Genomic DNA, 21,331 nt, shown 5'->3' on the forward strand with positions numbered 1-21,331 from the left:
TTCCGGCCCGCGCGCTGCCACGGTTTCGTGACGAAGCGCCTCGATGAGGCCGGCGATACCCCGCCGGCCTCATCGATGACGCGGGTCGTCAGGCCCGGAAGTGCGTCCGGTCGACGATGTGCTCCTGTGCCGGCTCCCAGGTGAGGCCGGTGACCGTGTCGCGGTAGCGGAGGCGGGCGGTGGCCTTGTGATCGGCGCGGACGCGGGCCTCGTGCAGGCGGCCGTCGCGCCACGTCAGGTCCACGGTGAACCCGCCCCGGGCTCGTAGGCCCTGTACCGAGCCGTCGCGCCAGGTTGAGGGGAGGGCGGGCAGCAGCTCGATCTCGGCGCCGTCGGACTGCAGGAGCATCTCGGCTATGGCGCCGGCGCCACCGGAGTTGCCGTCGAAGGAGTAGATGTTCTGTTCGGCGCCGGCTATGCCGCCCTGGGAGTAGCTGAGCAGGTTGGTCTCGCTGGCGTCGGCGATCAGGCGGGTGATGTGGTGCAGCGCCTTGTCGCCGTCCAGCAAGCGGGCCTGGAAGGCGGCGAAGTTGGCCTCCACCCACTCGGTCTGCTCCCAACCGGGCGCGGCCTGCCGCCGCTCGATGGTGACCGCGGCCGCGCGGGCCAATTCGGGGGTACGGCGGGGAGTGATCTGCCGTTCCGGGAAGACTGCGACCAGGTGTGCGGTGTGCCGGTGGGCGGGGTCGGCCTCGTCGAAGTCGTGCAGCCACTCCTGGAGCTGGCCGTGGCGGCCGATCCGGAACGGGGACAGCCGGGCGCGGGCCGCCTCGGCGCGGGCGCGAAGTGCGGGGTCGACGCCGAGGATGTCGGCGGCTTGCGTGCAGATGCGCAGGATCGCCTCGGCGAAGGCGCGGTCGGCGGTGCTGCCCATCGCCACCGAGCACCGGGCGCCGTCCGGGGCCAGGTACGCGTTCTCCGGCGACTCGGCCGGGCCGGCCACCAGCCAGCCGTTAGTGGGCTCGGGCACCAGGTAGTCGAGCAGGAACTCGGCGGCGCCGCGCAGGACCGGATACGCCTGCTCGCGGAGGTAGTCCTCGTCGAGCCCGTACTCGTAGTGCTCCCACAGCTGCAGGGCCAGCCAGGCCCCGCCGGTGACGTTCAGGCCCCAGCCGATGCCGGCGCCGGGCGCCGAGTAGCCCCAGGCGTTGGTGACCGTGTGGGCGACCCAGCCGCCCGCCCCGTACATCTGCCGGGCCGTACCCTTTCCCGTCTCGGCGAGGCGCTGGAGGAAGCCGAACAGCGGGGTCTGGCATTCGGCGAGGTGGCCCGACTCGGCCGCCCAGTAGTTCTGCTGGGTGTTGATGTCGAGGTGGAAGTCGTTGCTCCAGCCCATGCCGCTGGCGAAACCGTCGTTCCAGACGCCCTGCAGGGCCAGCGGCAGCGGCGAGTCGGCGCGCGAGCCGGCCACGGTCAGGTACCTGCCGTACTGGTAGTAGAGCGCGATCAGGTCGTCGTCCCGGTGCCCCTGGGCCAGGCGCTCCCGGCGTACGTCAGTGGGAAGCGCGACCGGCTCGCCCAGATCGAGCCGGACCCGCCGCATCAGGCTCTGGTGGTCCTCGATGTGGGCGGCGCGCAGGGTCTCGTAGTCCGGCGCGGCGGCGAGCAGCTTCTCGGCCCGGCCGGCGGCGTCTTCGCCGGCCCAGTCGGTGCCGACGGCGATCAGCACGACGACCGCGTCGGCGCCGGCGACAGCGACCGTGTCGCCGTCGCGCCGCAGGGTTCCGCCCTCGAGCACGAAGCGGCAGCGGATCTCGACGACGGCGCCGTCCTCGCCGTTGCTGTGCAGTGTCTCGACGGCGCGGCCGCTGAAGGCGAGGCCGTCGTCGGTGGCGGTGGTGGCGCCGGGCAGGATGGTGTCGTCGAGGGTGGCCGTGAAGCCGAGGGGCCGGCCGGCCGTGATCCGCATGGCGATGACGCCGTGCGGGTGGGAGGCGAGGATTTCCCGTACGTGGTCGTCGCAGTCGACGCGGACGAGGCCGGTGTCGAGGTCGAGACCGCGGCGGTAGCGCTCGGCCGAGACACCGTCGAAATCCAGGCGCAGGCGGGGGAGAGGCACGTTCGTACCGAAACAAGTGGGTCGTCCGGGCAGATGTTCGGCCGCGAGCTGCTGGGCCTCGGCGTACCGGCCCTCGAACAGCAGGCCGCGGATGACCGGAAGCTGCGAGAGGGCGGTCGGGCTCACATCGGTGTCCGACGGCGCCCCGGACCACGCGGTCGACTCGGAGAGGCGGATGATTTCGGTGCTTATGCCCCCGTACACCATGCCGCCTAGCCGTCCGTTGCCGATCGGCAGGGCCTCGAACCAGCGCTCGGCCGGCCGATCGTAGTAGAGATCAGTGGAAGGCATGGGAGTCTCCTGAAGGGCATCGATGCGGCGCGGCGAGCGTAGGTCCGTATTGAGGACTAAATCAATACTTGACGAAGGAAATTATTGAGCTTAGATTTCGGCCATGTTTCCCGAGGCTGACGCCGTAGCGCCCGCAGTGACAGCCGTCTTCACCGCTGTCCTGACCGAAGGGCCGATCACCCGCGTCGCCCTCGCCCGCCGCCTCGACCTGTCCTCCGGCGCCGTCACCAAAGCGGCCCGCCCGCTGATCGATCTGGGCTATCTCGAGGAAATGGCCGCCACCGAGCGCACCGGGCCGGGCGCCGGCCGCCCGGCCAGCCCGCTGGCCATCCGGGCCGGCAGCGAGTTCTTCGTCGGCGTGAAGATCACCGCCGACGAACTCATCGGCGTGGTCTGCGACCTGCGCGCCGAGGTACGGGTGTCGGCGCACCGCCGGCTGGCCGGGGCCGACGTCGACCAGGTGCTCACCCAGCTCGGTGAGCTCGTCGACGACCTGCTCGACGGCCCCGGCGGCTATCGGCCGCGGACCCGCCGGCTCGGGCTGGCCGTCTCCGGCGACGTCGACCCGGTCACCGGCCTGGTCCGCTACTCGCCGTTCCTGCGCTGGCACGACGTCGCGCTGCGGGAACGCGCCGAGAAGATCACCGGCCTCGCCGTCACGGTCGAGAACGACGTCAAGGCGCTCACCATCGCCGAGCACTGGTTCGGCGAAGGCGTGGGGGCCGAGTCGTTCGCGCTCGTCACCGTCGGCGCCGGCATCGGCTGCGGCCTGGTCGTCGGCGGCCGGCTCGTCTCCGGCGCGCACGGCGTGGCCGGCGAGATCGGCCACATCGGCATCGACGTCGACGGCCCGGCCTGCCACTGCGGCAGCCGCGGCTGCGTCGAGGCGATCGCCGGCGCCGACGCCATCGTGCGGCAGGCCCGCTCGGCGTCGGGGCGGCCCGACCTGACGTTCGAGGACGCGGTGGAGCTGGCCCGCCGCGGCGACGTGGCCGTCTGCGAGGTCTTCGCCCGGGCCGGGGACGCCATCGGGGCCGGCATCGCCGCGGTGGCCAACCTGGTCGGCCCGGCCCGGATAGTGGTCTCCGGTGAGGGCCTGGCCGCGTACGACCTGTTCGAGCCCCACATCCGGGCCGGCTTCCAGCGCCGGGCCTTCGGCGCCGCCGCCGACTGTCCACTCTCGATCCGGCCGCTGCCGTTCGAGGAGTGGGCGCGGGGGGCGGCCACCGTGAGCATCAAGGCTCTCGTGGCCGCCGGATAAAATACCCCGTGATCTCAGCTGTTTTCTTCGACTGCGACGGCGTTCTCGTCGACTCCGAGCCCATCACCAACGGCGTCCTCCGGACGATGCTGATCGACCTCGGCTGGGAGATCTCCGAGCGCGACTGCATCGACCTGTTCGTCGGCAAGGCGCTGCGCGACGAGTGGGCGATCATCCAGAAGCAGACCGGGTTCCGCATCGACGACGCCTGGCTGGCCAGCTTCCGCGGCCGCCGCGACGAGGCGCTGCGGTCGAGCCTCGTCCCGATCGACGGCGTACAGGAGACGGTACGGGCCGTGGCGTCGTTGATGGGCGAGCGGTTCGCCTGCGTGAGCGGCGCCGACCGCGGCAAGGTGGAGATGCAGCTGAAGCTGGCCGGCCTGGACGGCTACTTCGGCGACCGGGTCTTCAGCGGCATGGAGGTGCCCCGCAGCAAGCCGGCGCCCGACGTCTACCTGGCGGCCGCCGAGGCGCTGGGCGTCGACCCGGCCGCCGCGGTCGTCATCGAGGACTCGGTGGCCGGCATCACGGCCGGCGTGGCGGCCGGGGCGACGGTGTTCGGATTCGCGCCGGTGAGCCCCACCCACGCGTCACCGTCGGTGCTGCGCGAGGCCGGCGCCAGCCTGGTCTTCACGCACATGTCGGAGCTGCCCGGCCTGCTGACCGCCTCATCCGGCGCAGGCGATGTGGCGCCCGCCCCCGCGCCGTAGCGTCGATGCTCTCGCCGTTGACGTATTTGCTGATCTTCGTCTGAGTGTCGGACGGGGTGCCGCCGACGCCGCCGTAGCCCAGCCGGCCGCGGTACCTCACCATTCGCAACTCGATTCCGGAGCCTTTCTCGTACGTCGTGGGTTAGGAATCCCGGGGCCGGACGACCTCGAAGCTGCACAACTCGGTGCCGCCCCGGACCACCCACACCCGGTCCACTCCGGCCGGCGACCAGTCGACCTTCCGGCCCGCCGGTGGCCCGGTGGACGCCGGGGGCGATCCGGTCGTCTGCGCCGAGCGTAGGACCGTCATCGGCCGGTCGTCCTCTCCGTCCTCGACTCGCCACCGCCTAAGCTCACGATCAGCGAAAGCGGGGGAGTGAAGGCATGGAGGAGCAGTCCCTGTACGGGCGGGACGCCGAGCTTCGGCTGCTGGACGGCCTGGTCCGCGGCGGCCGTGACCGGGGTGGGGCGCTGGTGATCCGTGGCGAGGCCGGGATCGGCAAGTCGGCGATGCTGGCCGAGGCCCGCCGGGTCGCCGCCGCCGAGGGGCTGCTCGTGCTGTCCACGACCGGTGTCGAGGCCGAGTCGCGGCTGCCCTTCGCCGGTCTGTACAACCTGCTGCGGCCCGTCCTGGACCGCGCCGAGTCCCTTCCGCCCCCGCAGCGCGACGCCCTGATGGCCGCGTTCGGCATGGCCGCGGCGGCCACTCCGGACCTGTTCCTCGTCGCCCTGGCCGCGCTGAACGTGCTGGGCGACACCGACGGGAAGGCGCTGCTGGTCGTGGAGGACGCGCACTGGCTCGACGCGGCCAGCGCCGAGGTGCTGAGCTTCGTGGCCCGGCGGCTCGACGCCGACCCGGTGCTGATGCTGGCCGCGGTGCGCGACGGCTTCCCGTCCGCCTTCGGCGCCGGCCTGCCGGTGCTGCGCCTCGAACGGCTCGGCGACGAGGCCGCCGCCGCCCTGCTCGACGCCCGGGCCGGCGCGCTGCCGCCGGGGATCCGCCGCCAGGTGCTCGAGGAGGCCGCCGGCAATCCGCTCGCCCTGGTGGAGTTGGCCGCCGCGCCCGCGGCTGAGGCGTTGCGGCCGCTCAGTGACCGTCTGGAGGAGGCGTTCGCGGCCCGGGTCGCCCAGCTGCCCGCCGCCACCCGGACCCTGCTGCTGGTGGCCGCGGTCAACGACGGCGACGCGCTGACCGAGGTGCTCGGCGCGGCCTCGGCGACAGCGGCCGATCTCGGTCCCGCGGTGGAGGCGTCGCTGCTGGAGCCGGACGAGACCCGGATCCGGTTCCGGCATCCGCTGATGCGCTCGGCCATCCATCAGCGGGCGAGCCTGGCCGAGCGGCACGCCGCGCACGCCGCCCTGGCCCGGGTGCTGGCCGGCGAGCCCGGACGGGCCGTCTGGCACCGGGCGGCGGCGCTGACCGAGCCGGACGAGAGTGTGGCCGCCGGCCTGGAGGAGACCGCCGCGCTGTCCCGCCGGCGCGGCGCGGCGACGGCGGCGCTGTCGGCCTTGGAGCGGGCCGCGCAGCTCACCGCCGACCCGGCCCGCCGGGCCGAACGGCTGCTGCGCGCGGCCGAAGCCGCTGTGGAGCTCGGCCGCCGCGACGTCGTGACGCGCCTGGTGCACGCGGCCCAGACGGCCGAGCTGTCGGCGCGGCAACGGGGTCAGCTGCTCTGGATCGAGGCGAGTTTCGGCGGCGGCCTGCGCGAGGAACACCGCCGGCCGGAGGCGATCGCGGCCGCGGCCGAGCGGGTGGCGGCCGGCGGGCACATCGACGTCGCCCTGCGGCTGCTCAACGGCGCCGCGCTGCGGTCGTTCTGGACCGGGGCCGACCCCGCGGCCCGGCCCCGCATCGTCGACGCCGCCGAGGCGCTCGGTGTGGCCGGGGACAACCCGGATCTGCTGGCCATCCTCGCGTTCGCCGCGCCCATCGAGCGGGGCGCCAAGGTCATCGCCAGTCTCCGGCGGAGCGCCGAACGCGCGGGGGACGACCCCGACGCGATGCGGCTCGTCGGTTCGGCGGCCATCCTGGTCGGCGCCTTCGACCTGGCCCAGGCCTGCTCGGCGGCCGCCCTGCCGGCGCTGCGAAAGCAGGGCCGGCTCGGCCTGCTGGCCCGGGCTCTGGGCGCGCAGGCGTGGAGCGCGGCCCACCTGGCCGATCTGGACGCCGGCATTCCGGCCGCCGAGGAATGCGCCCGGCTGGCCGTCGAGACGTCCCAGCCGTTGTTCGTCGGGATCGGCCAGTCGACGGCGGCGGTGCTGGCCGCGCTGCGCGGCGACGAGGAGGCCGCGCGCGGCTTCGCCACCGTGGCCGAGCAGGGCGCCCTGTCCGGCGGGGTCCGCCCGGTGCTGGCCACGGCCCGGCTCGCCCGGGGGCTGGCCGCGCTCGGCGCGGGACGCTACGCCGAGGCGTACGAGCATCTCCAGCACATGCACGACCCGGCCGATCCCGCCTTCCATCCGGCGCTGCGCTGCTTTTCCCTGGCCGATCTGGCCGACGCCGCGGTGCACAGTGGACATGGGGACGAGGCGAAAAGGATCGTCACCGAGATCGAGGAGCTCGGGCGGCAGACCCCGTCGGCCGCGCTGCACGGCGGCCTCCGGCACGCCCGGGCCGTTCTCGCCGGCGACGACCGGGCCGAGGAACTGTTCCGGGCGGCTCTCGAGGAAGGACCGTTCGCCCGGGCGAGGGTCCAACTGGCGTACGGTCGATGGCTGCGCCGCCAGCGGCGGATCGCCGACTCCCGCGGTCTGCTGCGGGCCGCCCGCGACACCTTCGACAGCCTCGGCGTCACCCCGTGGGGCGAGCAGGCCCGGCAGGAGCTGCGCGCCTCCGGCGAGACGAGCCGGCGCCGCACCGTGGAGGCGCACGAACGGCTGACCGCCCAGGAGCTGCAGATCGCCCAGATGGCCGCGGACGGCATGACGAACCGGGAGATCGGCGAACGGCTGTACCTGTCACACCGTACGGTCAGCTCGCATTTGCACCGGATCTTCCCGAAATTGGCGATCACCTCCCGGGCGCAGTTGGGTGCCATCGTGCGCAACCGTCATGTGACGCTCGCGAGCGGCGCCGACGGGTCCTAGCGTCGCGCTCATGGGGCGGATGTGGTTCACGGTTCTCGGCCCGGTGCGGGCCTGGCGGGACGGCGCCGAGATCGACCTCGGCGCCCCACAGCAGCGCTCGGTGCTGGCCGTGCTGCTGGCCCGGGCCGGGCAGCCGGTCAGCCTGGCCGAGATCGTCGACACCCTGTGGTGGGACGACCCGCCCGCGACCGCTGTCAACGCGGTGCACCGCAGCGTCGGCCTGCTGCGCCGGGCCCTCGAGCCGGAGCTGGCCGTGCGGGGCGTGGGCCGCTGGCTGGTCCGGGCCGGCGGCGGCTACCGGTTGGCGGCCGGTCCGGACGAGGTCGACCTGCTGCGCTTCCGGGCGCTGATCGGCGAGAAGGCGTTCGCCGAGGCCCTGGAGCTGTGGCAGGGACCCGCGGCCGCCACCCTCCCGGCCGAGGTGCGCGGCCAGGCCCTGTTCACCGCGCTGGACCGGGAGTACGAGGCCGCCGCGGCCGAGGCGGCTTTGGTGACCGGCGCGTCCGCCCGGTTGGTGGGCGCGGTCGAGCTGGCGGCCGACCGGGCCCCGCTGAACGAGTCGTTGCAGGCCCGCCTCCTGCTCATGCTGGCCGGGGCCGGCCGGCCGGCCGATGCTCGGCGCCGATACGACGAGGCCCGGGCCCGGCTCGCCGCCGATCTGGGCGTGGAGCCCGGCCCCGAACTGGTCGCGGCCGCGCGGAAACTCTCGAAGAGGCCGGTGACGGCCCAGCTCCCGCATGCCCTGCCGGGCTTCAGCGGCCGGGGGCCGGAGCTGGCCGCCGCTCTCACGCTGCCCGACCGGGAGCGGGTCGGCGCGATCAGCGGCATGGCCGGCGTCGGCAAGACCGCCTTCGCCGTTCAGCTGGCCCACCGGGTCGCCGATCGGTGCCCCGACGGTCAGCTCTACCTCAACCTGCGCGGCTTCGGGCCGGGAGCCGCGATGGATCCGGCCGACGCGCTGATCCGCCTCCTCGGCTCCCTCGGCGTTCCGGCGCACCAGATCCCGGCCGACCTGGACTCACGGGCCGCCCTCTACCGCAGCCGGCTGGCCGGCCGGCGGATGCTGCTGTTGTTCGACAACGCCCGCGACACCGCGCAGGTGCGCCCGCTGCTGCCGGGCACGCCCGGCCACGTGGTGCTGGTGACCAGCCGCGACCGGCTGGCCGGCCTGGTCGTCTCGGACGGGGCCCGCCCGATCGCCCTCGGCACCTTCTCCACCGGCCGGGCCCGCGAGCTGCTGGCCGCACGGCTCGGCGCCGAGCGGATCGCCGCCGAGCCGGCCGCGGTCGACAAGATCATCGGGCGGTGCGGCGGCCTGCCGCTGGCCCTCGCCATCGTGGCCGCCCGGGCGGCCACCCAGCCCGGCCTGACCATGGCCGAGCTGGCCGGCGAACTCGACGTGGCGGACCGCCTGGACCAGCTCACCACCGGTGACCCGGACAGCGACGTGCGGACGGTGTTCTCCTGGTCGTACCGGATCCTGGCCGACGGGCCGGCCCGGCTGTTCCGGTTGTTCGGGCTGCACCCCGGGGCCGACATCACGGTCGCGGCCGCGGCGAGTCTGGTCGGCCTGGGCCCGGCCGAGGCACGCACCCTGCTCGCCGACCTGGTCCGCGCCGGGCTCTTCAGCGAGACCTCGCCCGGACGGTACGGCGCCCACGACCTGCTGCACGCCTACGCCGCCGACCTGGCCGGCACGGACGAGGCCGCACAGTCCCGGCTGCTCGACCACTATCTGCACACCGCCCACCGGGCCGCGATGCTGCTGGCCCCCGGCCTCGACCCGCTTCCGCTCGCCGAGCCCGCGCCGGGCAGCCGCCCCGAGAAGCTGACCGGGGAGGACCAGGCGCTCGGCTGGCTCACCGCCGAGTACCGGGTGCTGCGCGCGCTCGTGGACCGCTCGACCGGCCTCGCCGCTTGGCGGCTGGCCTGGACGCTCGACACGTTCCAGCGCCGCCAGGACCTGCGCCACGATCAGGTCACCACCCGCCGGACCGCGCTGGCCGCGGCCAAGCAGCTGGACGACCCGCTGCTGCTCGCCGACAGCTACCGCGACCTGGGCCACGCGCTGGCCCGGGCCGACCGGGCCGACGAGGCGCGGGCGCATTTCACGTACGCCATCGAGCGCTACACCGAGCTCGGCGAGAAGGTCCGGCAGGCCCACGTCGAGCGGGGCATCGGCTACACGTACGTCAAACCCGGGCAGTACGACCGGGTCCTCGATCACTACCTCCGGGCCGAGAGCCTGTACCTCGCCGCGGGTCATCGCGCCGGCCTGGCCAAGTGCCTCAACGAGAACGCCTTCCTGCAGGCCAGACTGGGCCGCCCGGAACAGGCCCGGCAGCGGTGCGAGCAGGCCCTGGTGGTCTTCCGCGAGCTGGGCGACCGGCACGGCGAAGCGGCTACCCTGGACACTCTGGGCCTCGCGCACACCGGTCTCGGCCGGCACGAGCAGGCGGTCGAGTGCTTCACCGCCTCGGCCGAGCTGTGCGTGCGGATCGGCGACCGGCGTTCCCAGGCCGAGGTGCTGAGCAACCTGGGCGACGCCCACGCCGGGGCGGGCCGGCCCGACAAAGCGGTCGCCGCCTGGCGGTCGGCCGTGGCCGTCCTCGACGACCTGGGGCGGCCGGAGGCGTCGGGCGTACGCAAGAAGATCGATGCCCACACTTTGCCCACTGACGCTCCCTAACGTCTCGGGGCATGACTCTTCCCGTCGTCTTCATCCATGGCCTGTGGCTGCATTCCTCCTCGTGGCAGCCCTGGATCGACCTGTTCACCGAGCGCGGCTACCAGCCGATCGCCCCCGGCTGGCCGGGCGACGCGCCGACCGTCGAGGAGACCCGCGCCAACCCGGACGCGCTGGCCGGGCACGGCATCGACGACGTCGTCGCCCACTACAGCGAGGTCATCGGCACACTGCCCGAGAAGCCGATTCTGATCGGGCACTCGTTCGGCGGCATGATCGCCCAGAAGCTGCTCGGCCTCGACCTCGGAGCCGCCGCCGTCGCCATCGACGCCGCCCAGATCAAGGGCGTGCTGCCGGTGCCGCTGTCCGCGCTGCGGTCCAGCTTCCCCGTGCTCGGCAACCCGGCCAACAGCGGCAAGGCCGTCGCGCTGACCGCCGAGCAGTTCCGGTACGCGTTCGGCAACGCCATCACCGAAGAGGAATCCCGGCGGCTGTACGACCAGTGGTCGATCCCCGCGCCGGGCAAGCCGCTCTTCGAGGCGGCCACGGCCAACTTCAACCCGCACTCGCCGGCGAAGGTGGACACCGCCAACGAGTCGCGTGGCCCGCTGCTGCTGATGGCCGGCGGCAAGGACCACACCGTTCCCGAGAACGTCGTCCGCGCCACCCTCAAGCAGTACCGGCACTCGCACGCGGTCACCGACATCATCGACTTCCCGGACAAGGCGCACTCGCTGACCATCGACTCCGGCTGGGGCGAGGTCGCCGAGACCGCGCTCACCTGGCTGAAGAAGCAGGGCCTCTGATGGACCTGGCGCTGAAGGGCAAGACCGCCCTGGTCACCGGGGCCAGCAAGGGCATCGGGCTGGCGATCGTCCGGGCCCTGGCCGCCGAGGGCGCGACCGTCGTGGCCGGAGCGCGCCACAGCACCCCTTCTCCCGGCGTGCACCCGATCACCGCCGATCTGAGCACCCCGGACGGTCCGGCGGCGCTGGTCGAGTCGGCCGTGGCCGCGCTCGGCGGCCACCTCGACATCCTCGTCAACAACGTGGGCGGGGTGCGTCCCCGCACCGGCGGCTTCCTCTCGGTGACCGACGACGAGTGGCTGGAAGCCCTGACGATCAACTTCCTGTCCGCCGTACGGGTGACCCGCGCGGCCCTGCCCTACCTGCTCGACCGCCACGGCACGATCGTCACCGTCGGCTCGGTCAACGCCTCACTGCCCGACCCGCTGGTCATCGACTACAGCGCGGCCAAGGCGGCCCTGGCCAACTTCTCCAAGGCGCTGTCCAAGGAGGTCGGCCCCCAGGGCGTCCGGGTCAACACGATCAGCCCCGGCCCGGTGGCGACCGACCTGTGGCTCGGCGCCGGCGGCGTGGCCGAGACCGTCGGCGGCGCCGGCGACATGGCCCCGTCGGACGTCGCGAAGGCCGCGGTCAGCGGCACCGCGACCGGCCGTTTCACCCAGCCCGAGGAGGTCGCCGACCTGGTGCTGCTGCTGGCCGGTGGCCGGGCCGGGAACGTCACCGGCGCCGACATTCTCATCGACGGCGGCCTGACCGCCTCTCTGTGAAGGACCCCTGCGTGACCATCGCTGATCTGCGCGCCGGCGTGACCGGACCGGTCCTCACCCCCTCCGACGACGGCTACGCGAACGAGCTGCACACCTACAACCTGACGGTCGTGCACACGCCGGCCGTCGTGGTCGGGGCCATGAACGCGGCCGACGTCCAGGCGGCGGTCCGCTACGCGGCCGCCCTCAACCTGCCGGTCGCGGTCCTGGGCGCCGGGCACGGCAGCTCGGTCCCGTCGGCCGACTCGGTGCTCGTCACCACCCGCCGCCTGACCGGCCTGACCATCGACGAGCCGGCCCGCACGGCCCGGGTCGAGGCCGGCGTCGTCTGGGCCGACCTCATCGAGCAGGCCGGCAAGCTCGGCCTGGCCGCCCTGAACGGCTCCTCCCCGACGGTGACCGTGGTTTCGTACACCATCGGGGGTGGCCTCGGGCCCTTCGGCCGCAAACACGGCTACGCGGCCGACCATGTGACCGCGCTGGAGATCGTCACCGCCGACGGTGAGCTGCGCCGGGTGACCGCCGACAGCGAGCCGGACCTGTTCTGGGCGGTACGCGGCGGCAAGGGCAACTTCGGGGTCGTGACGGCCCTCGAGTTCGGGCTGTTCCCGATCCGCACCTTCTACGGCGGCGGCATCTTCTTCCCCGGCGAGCTCGCCGGCGAGGTGCTGCACCTGTTCCGCCGGTGGACGGCCGACCTGCCCGAGGAGATGTCGGCCTCGGTCGGCCTGCTGCATCTGCCGCCGCTGCCGTTCGTCCCCGAGCCGCTGCGTGACCGCCCGGTGGCCCACCTGCGGATCACCTACCTGGGCGATCCGGCCGAGGGCGAACGGCTCATCGCGCCCTTCCGCGCCCTGGGCGAGCCGGTCATCGACGCGGTGGCCGAACTCCCGTACACCGCAATCGCGTCTGTCCACAATGACCCGGTCGACCCGTTGCCCCTCTATGAACACGGCGCCCTGCTCCGCGCCCTCCCGGCCGAAGCCGTGGACGAGATCCTGCGCCGGACCGGCCCCCTGATCCTGGCCGAGATCAGGCACCTGGGCGGCGCGCTGGCCCGGCCACCCGCCGTCCCCAACGCGGTCGGCAACCGCGACGACACCCTGTACAACGTGTTCCTGGTCGCGGCGGGCGGCCCACCGGACGCCGAGGCGCTGCACGCCCACGAGCAGCAGCTGATCGACGCCCTGGCCCCGTGGTCCACCGGCCGCCGCTACCTGAACTTCATGTTCGCGCCCGACGCCACCCCGGAGACCGCCGCCCTGGCCTGGTCCCCGGCCGACTATCCCCGCCTGCAAGGCATCAAGCGCCGCTACGACCCGGCCAATCTGTTCCGCGTCAACCACAACATCCCGCCGCTGTCTCTGTGAGGCTGGGGCCCGTGACAGAGCCACTGGACACACGGGCCCTCAACCGGGCGACGCTCGCCCGTCAGCATCTGCTCGAGCGCACCGGCATGCCGGTGCGGGACGCGGTGGCCCACCTGGGCGGGTTGCAGGCGCAGGCCTGAGCGCCTTCGACCCGGCGGAGCTCTCGCGGCTGCTTCAGGAGCGAGCGGTCGTACGGATGCACCTCATGCGCCGCACCGTGCACCTGGTGACCGCCGAGGACGCCCGAGCGTGGCGTCCTCGGCATCAGGCCCTGCTGCGCCAGCGGGTCCTCGGCGCGTACCGCCGCGACCTGTCCGAAGTCGACCCGTCCGAAGTCGACCTGTCCGAAGTTGTCCTGTCCGAAGTCGACCTGGACGAGCTGGCCGCCCGGGCCGAGGCGCGGCTGGCCGACGGCCGCCCCCGCTCGGTCGGCGAGGCCGGCCGCGAGCTGGCTGTACACCGGCCCACGGTCACCCCGCGCGTGCTGGGCGAGACCGCGCTGACGGCGCTGCTCCCCACGGTCCAGCTGCCACCGCGCGGTGTCTGGCGAAGCACAACCGGCGGGCGCTACCTGCCCCTGTCCAGCTGGATTCCCGGCGACGAGCCACCGGGCCCGGCCGATGAGGACCTGATCCGCCGCTACCTGAGCGCCTTCGGTCCCGCGGCCACCGCCGACCTGCGCGCGTGGTGCGGCCTGGCCGGCCTCCCCGAGTCGGTGGCGGCCCTCCGCGACGAACTGACCGAGTTCCGCGACGACCGGGGCCGCCGCCTGCCCGACCTGGCCGACGCGCCCAGGTCCGTTTCCTGCCGGCCTTCGACAACGCGATCCTCGGCTACCACGACCGCACCCGCATCATCGACGACGACCACCGCAACCTCTCGGTCGCCGGCACCCGGGTCGTCCTCATCGACGGCCGCGTCGCCGCCACCTGGACCGCCCCACCCGCCGGCCCGGTCACCGCGACCGCACTGTGCCCCCTGACCCGCGCCGAGCAAACCGACCTCACCGACGAGGCCGACCGCCTGACGGCTTTCCTGCGCGCCAACTGACTGCGCTGTTCAGCCAGCTTGGTGAACCGCGTGCCGGCGCCAGTCTGCCGGTGGCGCTTGGGCGGTCTCTTCAGCGAGTTGTCGAACTGGGTCCCGCCGCCTTGCTCCCGAAAGCCGGCCCAGCTCATGGGCAGTTTTCGGTGCCGCGGCGGACGAGGGCCGGGGTTGTGCCGAGTTCGCGGACCCCGGCGCGCTTCCCGTCCTGGTCGTTACCCTGGTCGGCGTGGATCTTCAGGGTCCGGCCGCGGGGCCGTCCGCGTTCAATGCGGATCAGCGGGATGGCGCGAAGCAGCGGGATGAGCTGTGGATGACATCGTTGCGGTCACCGCCGGTCACCGCCGTCGCCAACGGGACACTGCGGGCGTCGGTGACGAGGTGATGTCCGGAGCCGGGCCGGCCGCGTTCGGCCGGACTGCGGCCGGTTTGGCCGCGGGGAACGGGATGAATGCCCGGCCGGCCGCTCGAGCCGGCCCAGGTGTCCTGAGCCGCCGGACCCGATGCCGGTGCTCGGGTGGGTCACAACCGGATCAGGTCGGCGACCTCCTCGGGGAGGCCGGGGGCGGTCAGGACATGGCCCATTCCGGGTACGACGTGCAGCGTCGCGCCCGGGATGGCGGCGGCCACGGCCCGGCCGTGACCGAGCGGGTAGATCGGGTCCTGGTCGCCGTGCACGACCGAGGTGGGTGCGGTGATCGACGACAGTGGGGCAGCCAGGCTCGGGTCGTCCCGCCAGACGGCCCGGTGGTGGTTGGCCGCGGCCGCCGGGTCGATCGCCCGGGACAGGGCCAGCTCCAGCATGGCCCGCGCGGCCGCCTCGTCGAACGGCCGGACCGGACCGTTGAAGACCCGGAACAGGGCCACGTCGGACTCCACGCCCGGCGGCAGGCCGAGGGCCTGGTGTGCGCGGAACTCCGCGGTCGGCGGCGGCAGATCGTCCGTGGGCTCGCGGGGATCGTGACCCATCGGCGAGCTGGAGATCACCGTCAGGGACCGGATCCGCTCGGGCGCGTGCACGCCCAGCCACTGCGCGATCATGCCGCCCAGGGAGGCCCCGGCCACGTGCGCGGTGCGGAGTTCCCAGCCGTCCAGCACGGCCAGGCAGTCGCGGGCCATGTCGCCGATGGTGTACGGGTGGGCGTCGAAGTCGATCACGCTGGACTGCCCGGTGTCCCGGTGGTCGAACCGGATGACCTGGGCCCCGCGCTCGACGAGCCGGCCGACCAGCTCGTCGGGGCAGCTGATGCCCTGAGCGGCCGACCCCATCACCATGAGAACGGCCGGCCGGGAGGGGTCCCCGGTCCGCTCGGTCCAGATCCGCAGCGGCCCGGAGGCCACGAAGCGCTCGTGTGTGTCGGCCATGGCGGCACGATAGCGGTTGAGTACGCGTACCCATGCACGCTTTTCCGCGGGCGACAAGACTTCACGGCATGAGACGGTTCCTGGTGGTGGCCTTGATGATGACCGGCGTGGCCGGATGCTCGTTCGAGGAGTCGATCTGCAGCTCGGGGGAGTACCCGGTGGCCGCCGTGGACAGTTACACCGGGCGGGCCTGCGTGCCGGACGGTGACCCGGTGCCCGAGGGGTATGTGCGCTTCCCGCAGGGCAAACAGCCGCGGCAGGTCGGTGACGAGTGGGACCGCTACTGGGAGTCGCACAAGCTCGACCAGCGGGGAAACGAGATCCGGTAATTCTGTCGTACCCCCGTGGCAAGGTCGGGGCATGTACGAGGAATGGAAATCGGAGCTGCCGTACGTCGTCGCGTGGCGCAGTGTGACGGAGGCGCGCGACGGGCCCACGCGGATCCTGCCGGACGGATGTCTCGATCTGATCTGGCGGGAGGGCACGGTGTTCGTGGCCGGGCCCGACACGACCGCCCAGCTCGGGATGCCGGTGGTGGGGCGGCGGCATGTGGCGTTGCGGTTCGGCGCCGGCACCGGTGCGGGGGTGCTCGGGGTGCCGGCCTGCGAGGTCGTCGATCGGCAGGTGCCGTTGGAAGACCTGTGGCCGGCGGCCGAGGTGCGGGCCGTCGCCGAGGCGGACGATCCGCTGGCCGCGCTGACGGCGGCCGCGTGGCGGCACTGGCAGGGGGCCGACCGGGTGATGGTCGCGGTGGCCGGTGCGGCCCGGGCCGGGGTGCCGGTCGGTGTGGTGGCCGAGCGGTGCGGGCTCAGCGCGCGGCAGCTCCAGCGGCGGGCCAACCACGCTTTCGGGTACGGGCCGAAGACGCTGCACCGGGTCTTCCGGCTGCAACGGGCGGTGGCGCTGGCCCGGGGCGGGGCGGCGTTCGCGGCCGTGGCCGCCGACGCCGGCTACGCCGACCAGGCCCACCTGGCGCGTGAGGTGCGGGCGATGGCCGGCGTGCCGCTGAGCGCCCTACTGCGATGAGGCGAACAGGTCCACCACGTTGCCGTCGGGGTCGGCGACCTGGGCGTACCGCTGCCCCCAGGGCGCGTCCCAGGGCGCCTTGACCGACGTGGCGCCGGCCGCGACGAGTTCGGCGTGGACGCGGTCGACCTCGGCCGGGTCGGCGCAGAGGAACGCCCAGCCGCCGGACGGCTCGCCGGGGCGGTAGTCCGGTTCGAAGGACTTCAGCGCGGCGTGGGTGTCCCACATGAGGCGGATGCCGCCCGCGACTGTCGTCTCGACGTGTGGTTCCTTCTCGGCGCCGGGCGGGAAGTCCAGGCCCAGGCGGCGGTAGAAGGCCAGGGAGGTTGCCATGTCGGCCACGGCCAGGCCGATCGCTTGGAAAGTGGGTGCCATGCGACGACCGTACGGCGGAAAGGAAGTGAGGTCTTGAAGAAAACGGACGTCACCTGAGGTAGGCGGCGAGCGGGAGGTTCTGCTCGCGCAGGGCGGTGGCGATGACACCGGCGATCTGTCTGGCCCCGGCCGCCTCGAAGTGGGTGTGGTCGTTGCAGAAGAAGGCGCCGACCGCGCCCGTGGTGTAGTCGCCGTTGTTGGGGCACAGCTTCAGCGTGTTGTAGAGGGCGACGCTGCGCGCGTGCAGGTCGATCACCGGTACGCCGTTGGCGGCGGCCGCGTCCTTCGTCTCGGTGACGAAGCCCCGGTTGCCCACGGCCGTACCGCCGCTGCAGGTGATGGCGGCGACCGGAGTCACGAAGATCGGTTTCACGCCGCGGGCCTTCGCGGCCGAGGCCATCACGCCGAGCAGCTCTTTGAAGCGCGCCGAGCCCACGTGCCGGGGGCAGGCCGACGTGCCGTCGTTGATGCCGAACTGGACGATCAGGTGGTCGCCGGGCTGGAAGCCGGCGAGCATGGCCGTCCACCGTGAGCTGTAGGAGGTCGAGCTGAGCACGCATTCGCCGGCCGCGTTCTTCGTGCCGGTCACGTTGCCCTCGTACAGCCAGGTCTGAATGCTGCGGCCACCGACGGCGCTGTTGCGCACGGTGGCTTCCGAGGTGAGGTACGAGGCGAGCTGGCTGCCCCAGCCGATCGGGCACGCGGAGGCGTTCATCATCGTGGAGTCGCCGGCCATCCACACGGTGGTCGCCGCGGCGGCGGGGGCGGTGGCGACGGCCGGGGTGGCGGTCGCGCAGAGCGACGAGGAAGCGCCGATGATCGGGGCGAGCCGGTCGGTGATGGCCTGGTGGCCCTTGTCGTTGGGGTGCACCGAGTCGCTGAGACCGTCCGCGGGCAGCCAGCCGGTGGTGTCCACGTACGCCACATTGGCGTCGCCGGCGGCGGTGCGTGCCCGTACGGCCGCCTGGGTCTCCGCGGCGTAGCGGCCGATGAAAGTGCGCAGGGCCAGAAGCTTCGCGTACGGGAACCTCGCCCTCAGCCGGCTGAGGAAAGTGGTGTATTTCGCCTGAAAGTCGGCGCCGCTCACGCCGTGGCTCTTGTCGTTGGTGCCCAGGTTGATGACGACGGTGTCGGGCGTGTAGCGGGAGAAGTCCCAGGCGTCGGTGCCGGCCTGGCCGCCGCTGGACATCCAGTACCGGGTCTCGTGCGCCCAGCAGCCGTCGGCGGTCTCGGACAGGCACATGCCGCCGATGGCGATCTGGCTGTGGTCGTAGCCGAGCTTCTCGCCGGTCTTGAAGCCGTAGCCGGTCACCGCCAGTTGGCTGCTCGTCGTGCCCGCCGTGATCGAGTCGCCGATGAACTCGACCATCCGGCTCCGCGCGGGCGGCTTGAACGTGGTGGCCCCGGCGTCCAGGATCAGCCCCTGGAACACCGCGTCGCCGGTGTAGGAGCCGGCCACCTGCCGGTAGCTGACGATCAGCGTGTGATTGCCGGCGGCCAGGGCCGTCGGCGTCAGGTTGATCGTGCCGGAGCCCTTGACGGCGGTGAACGGCCGGCCGTCGATGCTCGCCCACAGGTCGACGGTGTTGCGCTGCTTGAGCTTCACCGTCCGGCCGGTGAAGCCGACCCGCAGGTAGGCGCCGGCCCAGTAGGGCACGTAGGCCGAGGCGTTGGTCCTGTTCCAGCGCCCGACGAAGCTGATGTTGGAGTCGACGGCCGCCCGGGCCGGTACCGCCCAGCCGGTGACGGCCAGCAGCACCGCCGTCGCGAGAATCCACAGACGTCGCATGACGGTCCCCTTTCGCCGGGAGCGCTCCCAGGCATCCTCGCTCGGCAACTCATCGATGTCAATCAATGGGATAGGGTTCCGGCCAAGATGCGCGTCTATACCCAGACCTACACCGTCACCGTGCCGGACGAGGCTTCGGCGCGGGCGGCCGCCGAGCTGCTCGCGGCTCGTGGGCACCGCTTCGTGGCGGTGCGCCGCCAGCCCGAGCCGGACACCGGCTGGAATGCCCTCTCCGTGCTGCAGGAGCCTCCGTCCGAGGGCCCGCCGGTTCAGCCGAGGGACGAGATCGCGGCGGTGGCCGCGATCGCCCGGCTCCACGGCGGCTCGTCCACGGGCTCGTGGGGCGCCTCGCTGATGACGCTGCGGATCTTCCCGCAGGACGGCCGGGTGCACGAGATGACCCAGGAGGAGTCGGAAGCGATCCGGGCCGCCCTGCCGGTCTCGGTCGTTCCGGAGGTCGTGCTGCCCCCAGGGCTGCGCTGCCGGCCGGCCCCGAAACGCGGATTCCGGCGGGCCGACGCGTTGTTCGAGGCCGTGGCCGGCGGCGCCCTGACCATCACCGCGGCCGTGCCGGCGCTGGCCGAGCTGGTCGCGACCGAGGGCGTCCCCGACCGGTACGCCGCGGACGCCCTCACCCTGCTGCTCCAGATGGCCGTGGACAGCCCGGGCAGCGCCGGCGCCGAGGTGGCGCGAGTGCTGCCCGGCCTGCCCGCCGGCCGCTGCGAGCTGACCGACTTCCTGCTGGGCGCCCTGGCCGCGACCGTCGGCGCCACCCCGCCGCCCGGAGTCGGCGCTATCGCCGACAGCTACCCGGAGCGAGGACCGGCCGTCGAACTCATGCGCTCGCCGTCGTCCGCCGGCGCCCTCGCGGCGGCGCTGGCGGCCCGCCCCGATCTCGCCGACCCACGCGAGGACCCGGCGGCGCCGGTTCGGCCCCGGGCCCTCGCGCTGCTCGCCCGGCTGGGCGTGTGGGAGCTCGACCACGCCCGCGAGACGAGGGCCGGGATCAGCCGGTGATGCCGTGCACCGGCGGAACCGTCAGGGTGCGGTTGCCGGGGGTGCCGCCCAGGATGATCTGGCGCAGGGCGGAGTTGTTCGTGGTGTCCAGCTCGGCCAGCTTCTTCGCCGGGTTGGCCAGCACCTGGATGTAGTAGGTGCCGTTGGGCAGATCGGTGATCTCGAACGACTGGCCCGGGCGGTACTGGCTGTACGTGTCGCCGTTGCCGATGTCGAGAACCTCACGGACGGCGACGACGGTGTTGGCGCCGCACGAGGTGGACAGGTCGGTGTTCTCCGGGCGCCACTTCGCGTTCGCGATGGTGTAGTCGACGGCGTCGGTGTTGGCCAGGCAGAACGCCTCCTTGCCGCTGCGCACCGCGAGCTTCTGGCTCGAGTCGAGCAGGTTGTACTGCGCGAAGTCGGTGAAGTGCCAGTGCTTGTGCCCCTCGCGCGGATCCCACTCCATGGTGCCGGCCGGGCGGCTGCCCACCTGGTTGCCCTTGGCGTCGAAGAAGTACTGGTAGGCGTCCATCAGCTCGGTTCCGGTACGGCGGAAGCCGTCGACCAGCAGCGGTGACGTGCCCGCGTTCCACACCGTCGCGCCGAAGTTGACGTAGTCCTTGCCCTCCTCGGTGGACAGGGCGATGTCCCAGGCCGGCAGCGACCGCAGGTCGGGCCGGGGGCCGCCGCTGGGCGCGGCCTTCAGCGGCGTGGGCCGCTTGGCCGGCGCGCGCAGCTCCGGCACGTACGTGGAGACCTGCGGCCCCGCCTCGGCGTGCTCGTCCTCCGCGCTCGGCGCGGCCGGCGCCTCGGAGGCCTTGAGCCGGGCCAGGCCACCCTTGTCGGTCTCGGCGTCGACCACTGTCACGTCGACCTTGGCGGTGCTCTGGTCGGCCGGGATGCCGAGCAGCGAGACGTACGCCGGGTTCACCTTGGCCGTGGCGGTGTACTCGCCGACCGGCAGGTCGAAGGCCTCGGTCTGCGGCTGGTCGGTGACCGCGGCGTCCCAGCCGGCCTGCACACCCCAGACCGCGCCCAGCGTGAACGGGTTGTAGCCGCCGCAGCCGGTCGGGTACGGGTTGGTGGCCGGGGCGTCCGGCCGGGTCCGCGCCGACACCCAGCTGTTGCCGCAGAACGGCGTCTTGTACTCGGTCACCACGGCCCCGGCCGAGTCGGTGATGGTGATCGTGGTGAAGTCCTTCAGGCCGTTGAAGTCGGTGACCAGGCCGGCCGGCAGCGCCACCTTCTTCTTCTTGCCGTTCTGGACCACGGTCCGCTCGGCCACGATCGGCTTGTCGTAGCCGGCGCGGCGGGCCCAGATCTCCAGCGGGTCCTTGCCGGCGATGACGTGCAGGCCCAGGTCGAAGTCGAAGTACTTCTCGCCGTCGTAGTCGTAGCGCTCGGCCGTCACGTGCCCGGTGGCGGCGACGAACGACACCGGGGGAGGGGCGGCCGCGGCCTGGGCCACGCCCACGCCGGTGGCGGTCAGCGCGAGGGTCGTCGCCACCGCGCCGTACCTGATGACGCGGGATCGCCGGCGGTGCTTGATCGGATCGGTCATGGGGTCCTTCCGGTCGGGCGCCCGCCGGTGCGGCGGTCGCTCCGAACATCCAAAGAGGACAGCTGTGAGGATCCTGTGAGGTTGGCGCGATTTATCTCTTTCGGCCGAGGTGGTCGTTCGGCCGAAAGTCAGATG

At 73.1% G+C, this 21,331-nt stretch carries 17 protein-coding genes and 1 pseudogene; 12 read left to right on the forward strand and 6 right to left on the reverse strand.

What is annotated here, in order from left to right; genetic code table 11:
• Positions 1-88 precede the first annotated feature (88 nt).
• Positions 89-2,350, reverse strand: a complete 2,262-nt coding sequence (locus ACGFJ7_RS21975) for a glycoside hydrolase N-terminal domain-containing protein (protein WP_392643448.1) — start codon at positions 2,348-2,350, stop codon at positions 89-91.
• A gap of 103 nt (positions 2,351-2,453) precedes the next feature.
• Between ACGFJ7_RS21975 and ACGFJ7_RS21980 the strand changes: the two genes are divergently transcribed.
• Positions 2,454-3,611, forward strand: a complete 1,158-nt coding sequence (locus tag ACGFJ7_RS21980; protein WP_360256459.1) for an ROK family protein — start codon at positions 2,454-2,456, stop codon at positions 3,609-3,611.
• A gap of 8 nt (positions 3,612-3,619) precedes the next feature.
• Positions 3,620-4,321 (forward strand): HAD family phosphatase, encoded by a 702-nt coding sequence (locus ACGFJ7_RS21985; protein WP_360256461.1) that lies wholly within the window; start codon positions 3,620-3,622, stop codon positions 4,319-4,321.
• Between the two features lie 142 nt (positions 4,322-4,463).
• Here the strand turns inward: ACGFJ7_RS21985 and ACGFJ7_RS21990 are convergent, their stop codons facing one another.
• The gene (locus ACGFJ7_RS21990) at positions 4,464-4,631 is read right to left on the reverse strand and encodes a hypothetical protein (protein ID WP_360256463.1); all 168 of its coding nucleotides are present in this window, start codon (positions 4,629-4,631) and stop codon (positions 4,464-4,466) included.
• Positions 4,632-4,705: 74 nt separating this feature from the next.
• Here ACGFJ7_RS21990 and ACGFJ7_RS21995 point away from each other — a divergent pair, with 74 nt between their 5' ends.
• The 7 genes and pseudogenes from ACGFJ7_RS21995 to ACGFJ7_RS22025 all read left to right on the forward strand — a co-directional run bounded on the left by ACGFJ7_RS21995 (position 4,706) and on the right by ACGFJ7_RS22025 (position 14,087).
• On the forward strand, positions 4,706-7,408 hold the full coding sequence (locus ACGFJ7_RS21995; RefSeq protein WP_392643451.1) for an ATP-binding protein: 2,703 nt from the start codon (positions 4,706-4,708) through the stop codon (positions 7,406-7,408).
• A 10-nt stretch (positions 7,409-7,418) separates the two neighbouring features.
• Entirely contained in the window at positions 7,419-10,097 is a 2,679-nt protein-coding gene (locus tag ACGFJ7_RS22000) for a tetratricopeptide repeat protein (RefSeq protein ID WP_392643453.1), read from the forward strand.
• An 11-nt stretch (positions 10,098-10,108) separates the two neighbouring features.
• The gene (locus ACGFJ7_RS22005) at positions 10,109-10,900 is read left to right on the forward strand and encodes an alpha/beta fold hydrolase (RefSeq protein ID WP_360256469.1); all 792 of its coding nucleotides are present in this window, start codon (positions 10,109-10,111) and stop codon (positions 10,898-10,900) included.
• Positions 10,900-11,667 carry an oxidoreductase gene (locus tag ACGFJ7_RS22010; RefSeq protein ID WP_360256471.1) on the forward strand — a complete coding sequence of 256 codons (768 nt, stop codon included), beginning with the start codon at positions 10,900-10,902 and terminating at the stop codon, positions 11,665-11,667. The genes ACGFJ7_RS22005 and ACGFJ7_RS22010 overlap by 1 nt, the downstream gene beginning before the upstream one ends.
• 11 nt (positions 11,668-11,678) lie before the next feature.
• Positions 11,679-13,037: an FAD-binding oxidoreductase gene (locus ACGFJ7_RS22015; RefSeq protein WP_392643455.1), complete on the forward strand. Its 1,359-nt coding sequence runs from the start codon at positions 11,679-11,681 to the stop codon at positions 13,035-13,037.
• 11 nt (positions 13,038-13,048) lie between these two features.
• Complete coding sequence (locus tag ACGFJ7_RS22020; RefSeq protein ID WP_392643457.1) at positions 13,049-13,177, forward strand: hypothetical protein; 129 nt, start codon at positions 13,049-13,051, stop codon at positions 13,175-13,177.
• Positions 13,178-13,233: 56 nt separating this feature from the next.
• Positions 13,234-14,087 (forward strand): annotated as a pseudogene (locus tag ACGFJ7_RS22025) (DNA glycosylase AlkZ-like family protein).
• A 516-nt stretch (positions 14,088-14,603) separates the two neighbouring features.
• Here the strand turns inward: ACGFJ7_RS22025 and ACGFJ7_RS22030 are convergent.
• Entirely contained in the window at positions 14,604-15,446 is an 843-nt protein-coding gene (locus ACGFJ7_RS22030) for an alpha/beta fold hydrolase (protein ID WP_392643459.1), read from the reverse strand.
• 68 nt (positions 15,447-15,514) lie between these two features.
• Here ACGFJ7_RS22030 and ACGFJ7_RS22035 point away from each other — a divergent pair, with 68 nt between their 5' ends.
• Both ACGFJ7_RS22035 and ACGFJ7_RS22040 read left to right on the forward strand, forming a co-directional pair.
• On the forward strand, positions 15,515-15,775 hold the full coding sequence (locus ACGFJ7_RS22035; protein ID WP_392643461.1) for an SCO0607 family lipoprotein: 261 nt from the start codon (positions 15,515-15,517) through the stop codon (positions 15,773-15,775).
• Between the two features lie 31 nt (positions 15,776-15,806).
• The gene (locus ACGFJ7_RS22040; protein ID WP_360256481.1) at positions 15,807-16,472 is read left to right on the forward strand and encodes a helix-turn-helix domain-containing protein; all 666 of its coding nucleotides are present in this window, start codon (positions 15,807-15,809) and stop codon (positions 16,470-16,472) included.
• On the opposite strand, the gene ACGFJ7_RS22045 is transcribed toward ACGFJ7_RS22040, so the two are convergent.
• Positions 16,461-16,847 (reverse strand): VOC family protein, encoded by a 387-nt coding sequence (locus ACGFJ7_RS22045; protein ID WP_392643463.1) that lies wholly within the window; start codon positions 16,845-16,847, stop codon positions 16,461-16,463. The genes ACGFJ7_RS22040 and ACGFJ7_RS22045 overlap by 12 nt on opposite strands.
• 49 nt (positions 16,848-16,896) lie before the next feature.
• Entirely contained in the window at positions 16,897-18,636 is a 1,740-nt protein-coding gene (locus ACGFJ7_RS22050) for a GDSL-type esterase/lipase family protein (protein WP_360256485.1), read from the reverse strand.
• An 87-nt stretch (positions 18,637-18,723) separates the two neighbouring features.
• On the opposite strand from ACGFJ7_RS22050, the gene ACGFJ7_RS22055 reads away from it, so the two are divergent.
• A complete protein-coding gene (locus ACGFJ7_RS22055; protein WP_392643465.1) occupies positions 18,724-19,653 on the forward strand; it encodes a hypothetical protein in 930 nt (309 codons plus the stop codon).
• On the opposite strand, the gene ACGFJ7_RS22060 is transcribed toward ACGFJ7_RS22055, so the two are convergent.
• Positions 19,643-21,196, reverse strand: a complete 1,554-nt coding sequence (locus tag ACGFJ7_RS22060) for a lysyl oxidase family protein (RefSeq protein WP_360256490.1) — start codon at positions 21,194-21,196, stop codon at positions 19,643-19,645. The two genes, ACGFJ7_RS22055 and ACGFJ7_RS22060, sit on opposite strands and share 11 nt — an antisense overlap.
• Positions 21,197-21,331 lie beyond the last annotated feature (135 nt).

The organism is Actinoplanes sp. NPDC048988 (assembly GCF_043197815.1).
Classification (GTDB): Bacteria; Actinomycetota; Actinomycetes; order Mycobacteriales; family Micromonosporaceae; genus Actinoplanes.

Coding starts and splice junctions, on each gene's coding strand:
- ACGFJ7_RS22010 (WP_360256471.1), top strand. CDS start 10,900: ATGGACCTGGCGCTGAAGGGCAAGACCGCCCTGGTCACCGGGGCCAGC.
- ACGFJ7_RS22050 (WP_360256485.1), bottom strand. CDS start 18,636: ATGCGACGTCTGTGGATTCTCGCGACGGCGGTGCTGCTGGCCGTCACC.
- ACGFJ7_RS21980 (WP_360256459.1), top strand. CDS start 2,454: ATGTTTCCCGAGGCTGACGCCGTAGCGCCCGCAGTGACAGCCGTCTTC.
- ACGFJ7_RS22030 (WP_392643459.1), bottom strand. CDS start 15,446: ATGGCCGACACACACGAGCGCTTCGTGGCCTCCGGGCCGCTGCGGATC.
- ACGFJ7_RS22005 (WP_360256469.1), top strand. CDS start 10,109: ATGACTCTTCCCGTCGTCTTCATCCATGGCCTGTGGCTGCATTCCTCC.
- ACGFJ7_RS21995 (WP_392643451.1), top strand. CDS start 4,706: ATGGAGGAGCAGTCCCTGTACGGGCGGGACGCCGAGCTTCGGCTGCTG.
- ACGFJ7_RS22060 (WP_360256490.1), bottom strand. CDS start 21,196: ATGACCGATCCGATCAAGCACCGCCGGCGATCCCGCGTCATCAGGTAC.
- ACGFJ7_RS22000 (WP_392643453.1), top strand. CDS start 7,419: ATGGGGCGGATGTGGTTCACGGTTCTCGGCCCGGTGCGGGCCTGGCGG.
- ACGFJ7_RS22045 (WP_392643463.1), bottom strand. CDS start 16,847: ATGGCACCCACTTTCCAAGCGATCGGCCTGGCCGTGGCCGACATGGCA.
- ACGFJ7_RS21990 (WP_360256463.1), bottom strand. CDS start 4,631: ATGACGGTCCTACGCTCGGCGCAGACGACCGGATCGCCCCCGGCGTCC.
- ACGFJ7_RS22040 (WP_360256481.1), top strand. CDS start 15,807: ATGTACGAGGAATGGAAATCGGAGCTGCCGTACGTCGTCGCGTGGCGC.
- ACGFJ7_RS22035 (WP_392643461.1), top strand. CDS start 15,515: ATGAGACGGTTCCTGGTGGTGGCCTTGATGATGACCGGCGTGGCCGGA.
- ACGFJ7_RS21975 (WP_392643448.1), bottom strand. CDS start 2,350: ATGCCTTCCACTGATCTCTACTACGATCGGCCGGCCGAGCGCTGGTTC.
- ACGFJ7_RS22055 (WP_392643465.1), top strand. CDS start 18,724: ATGCGCGTCTATACCCAGACCTACACCGTCACCGTGCCGGACGAGGCT.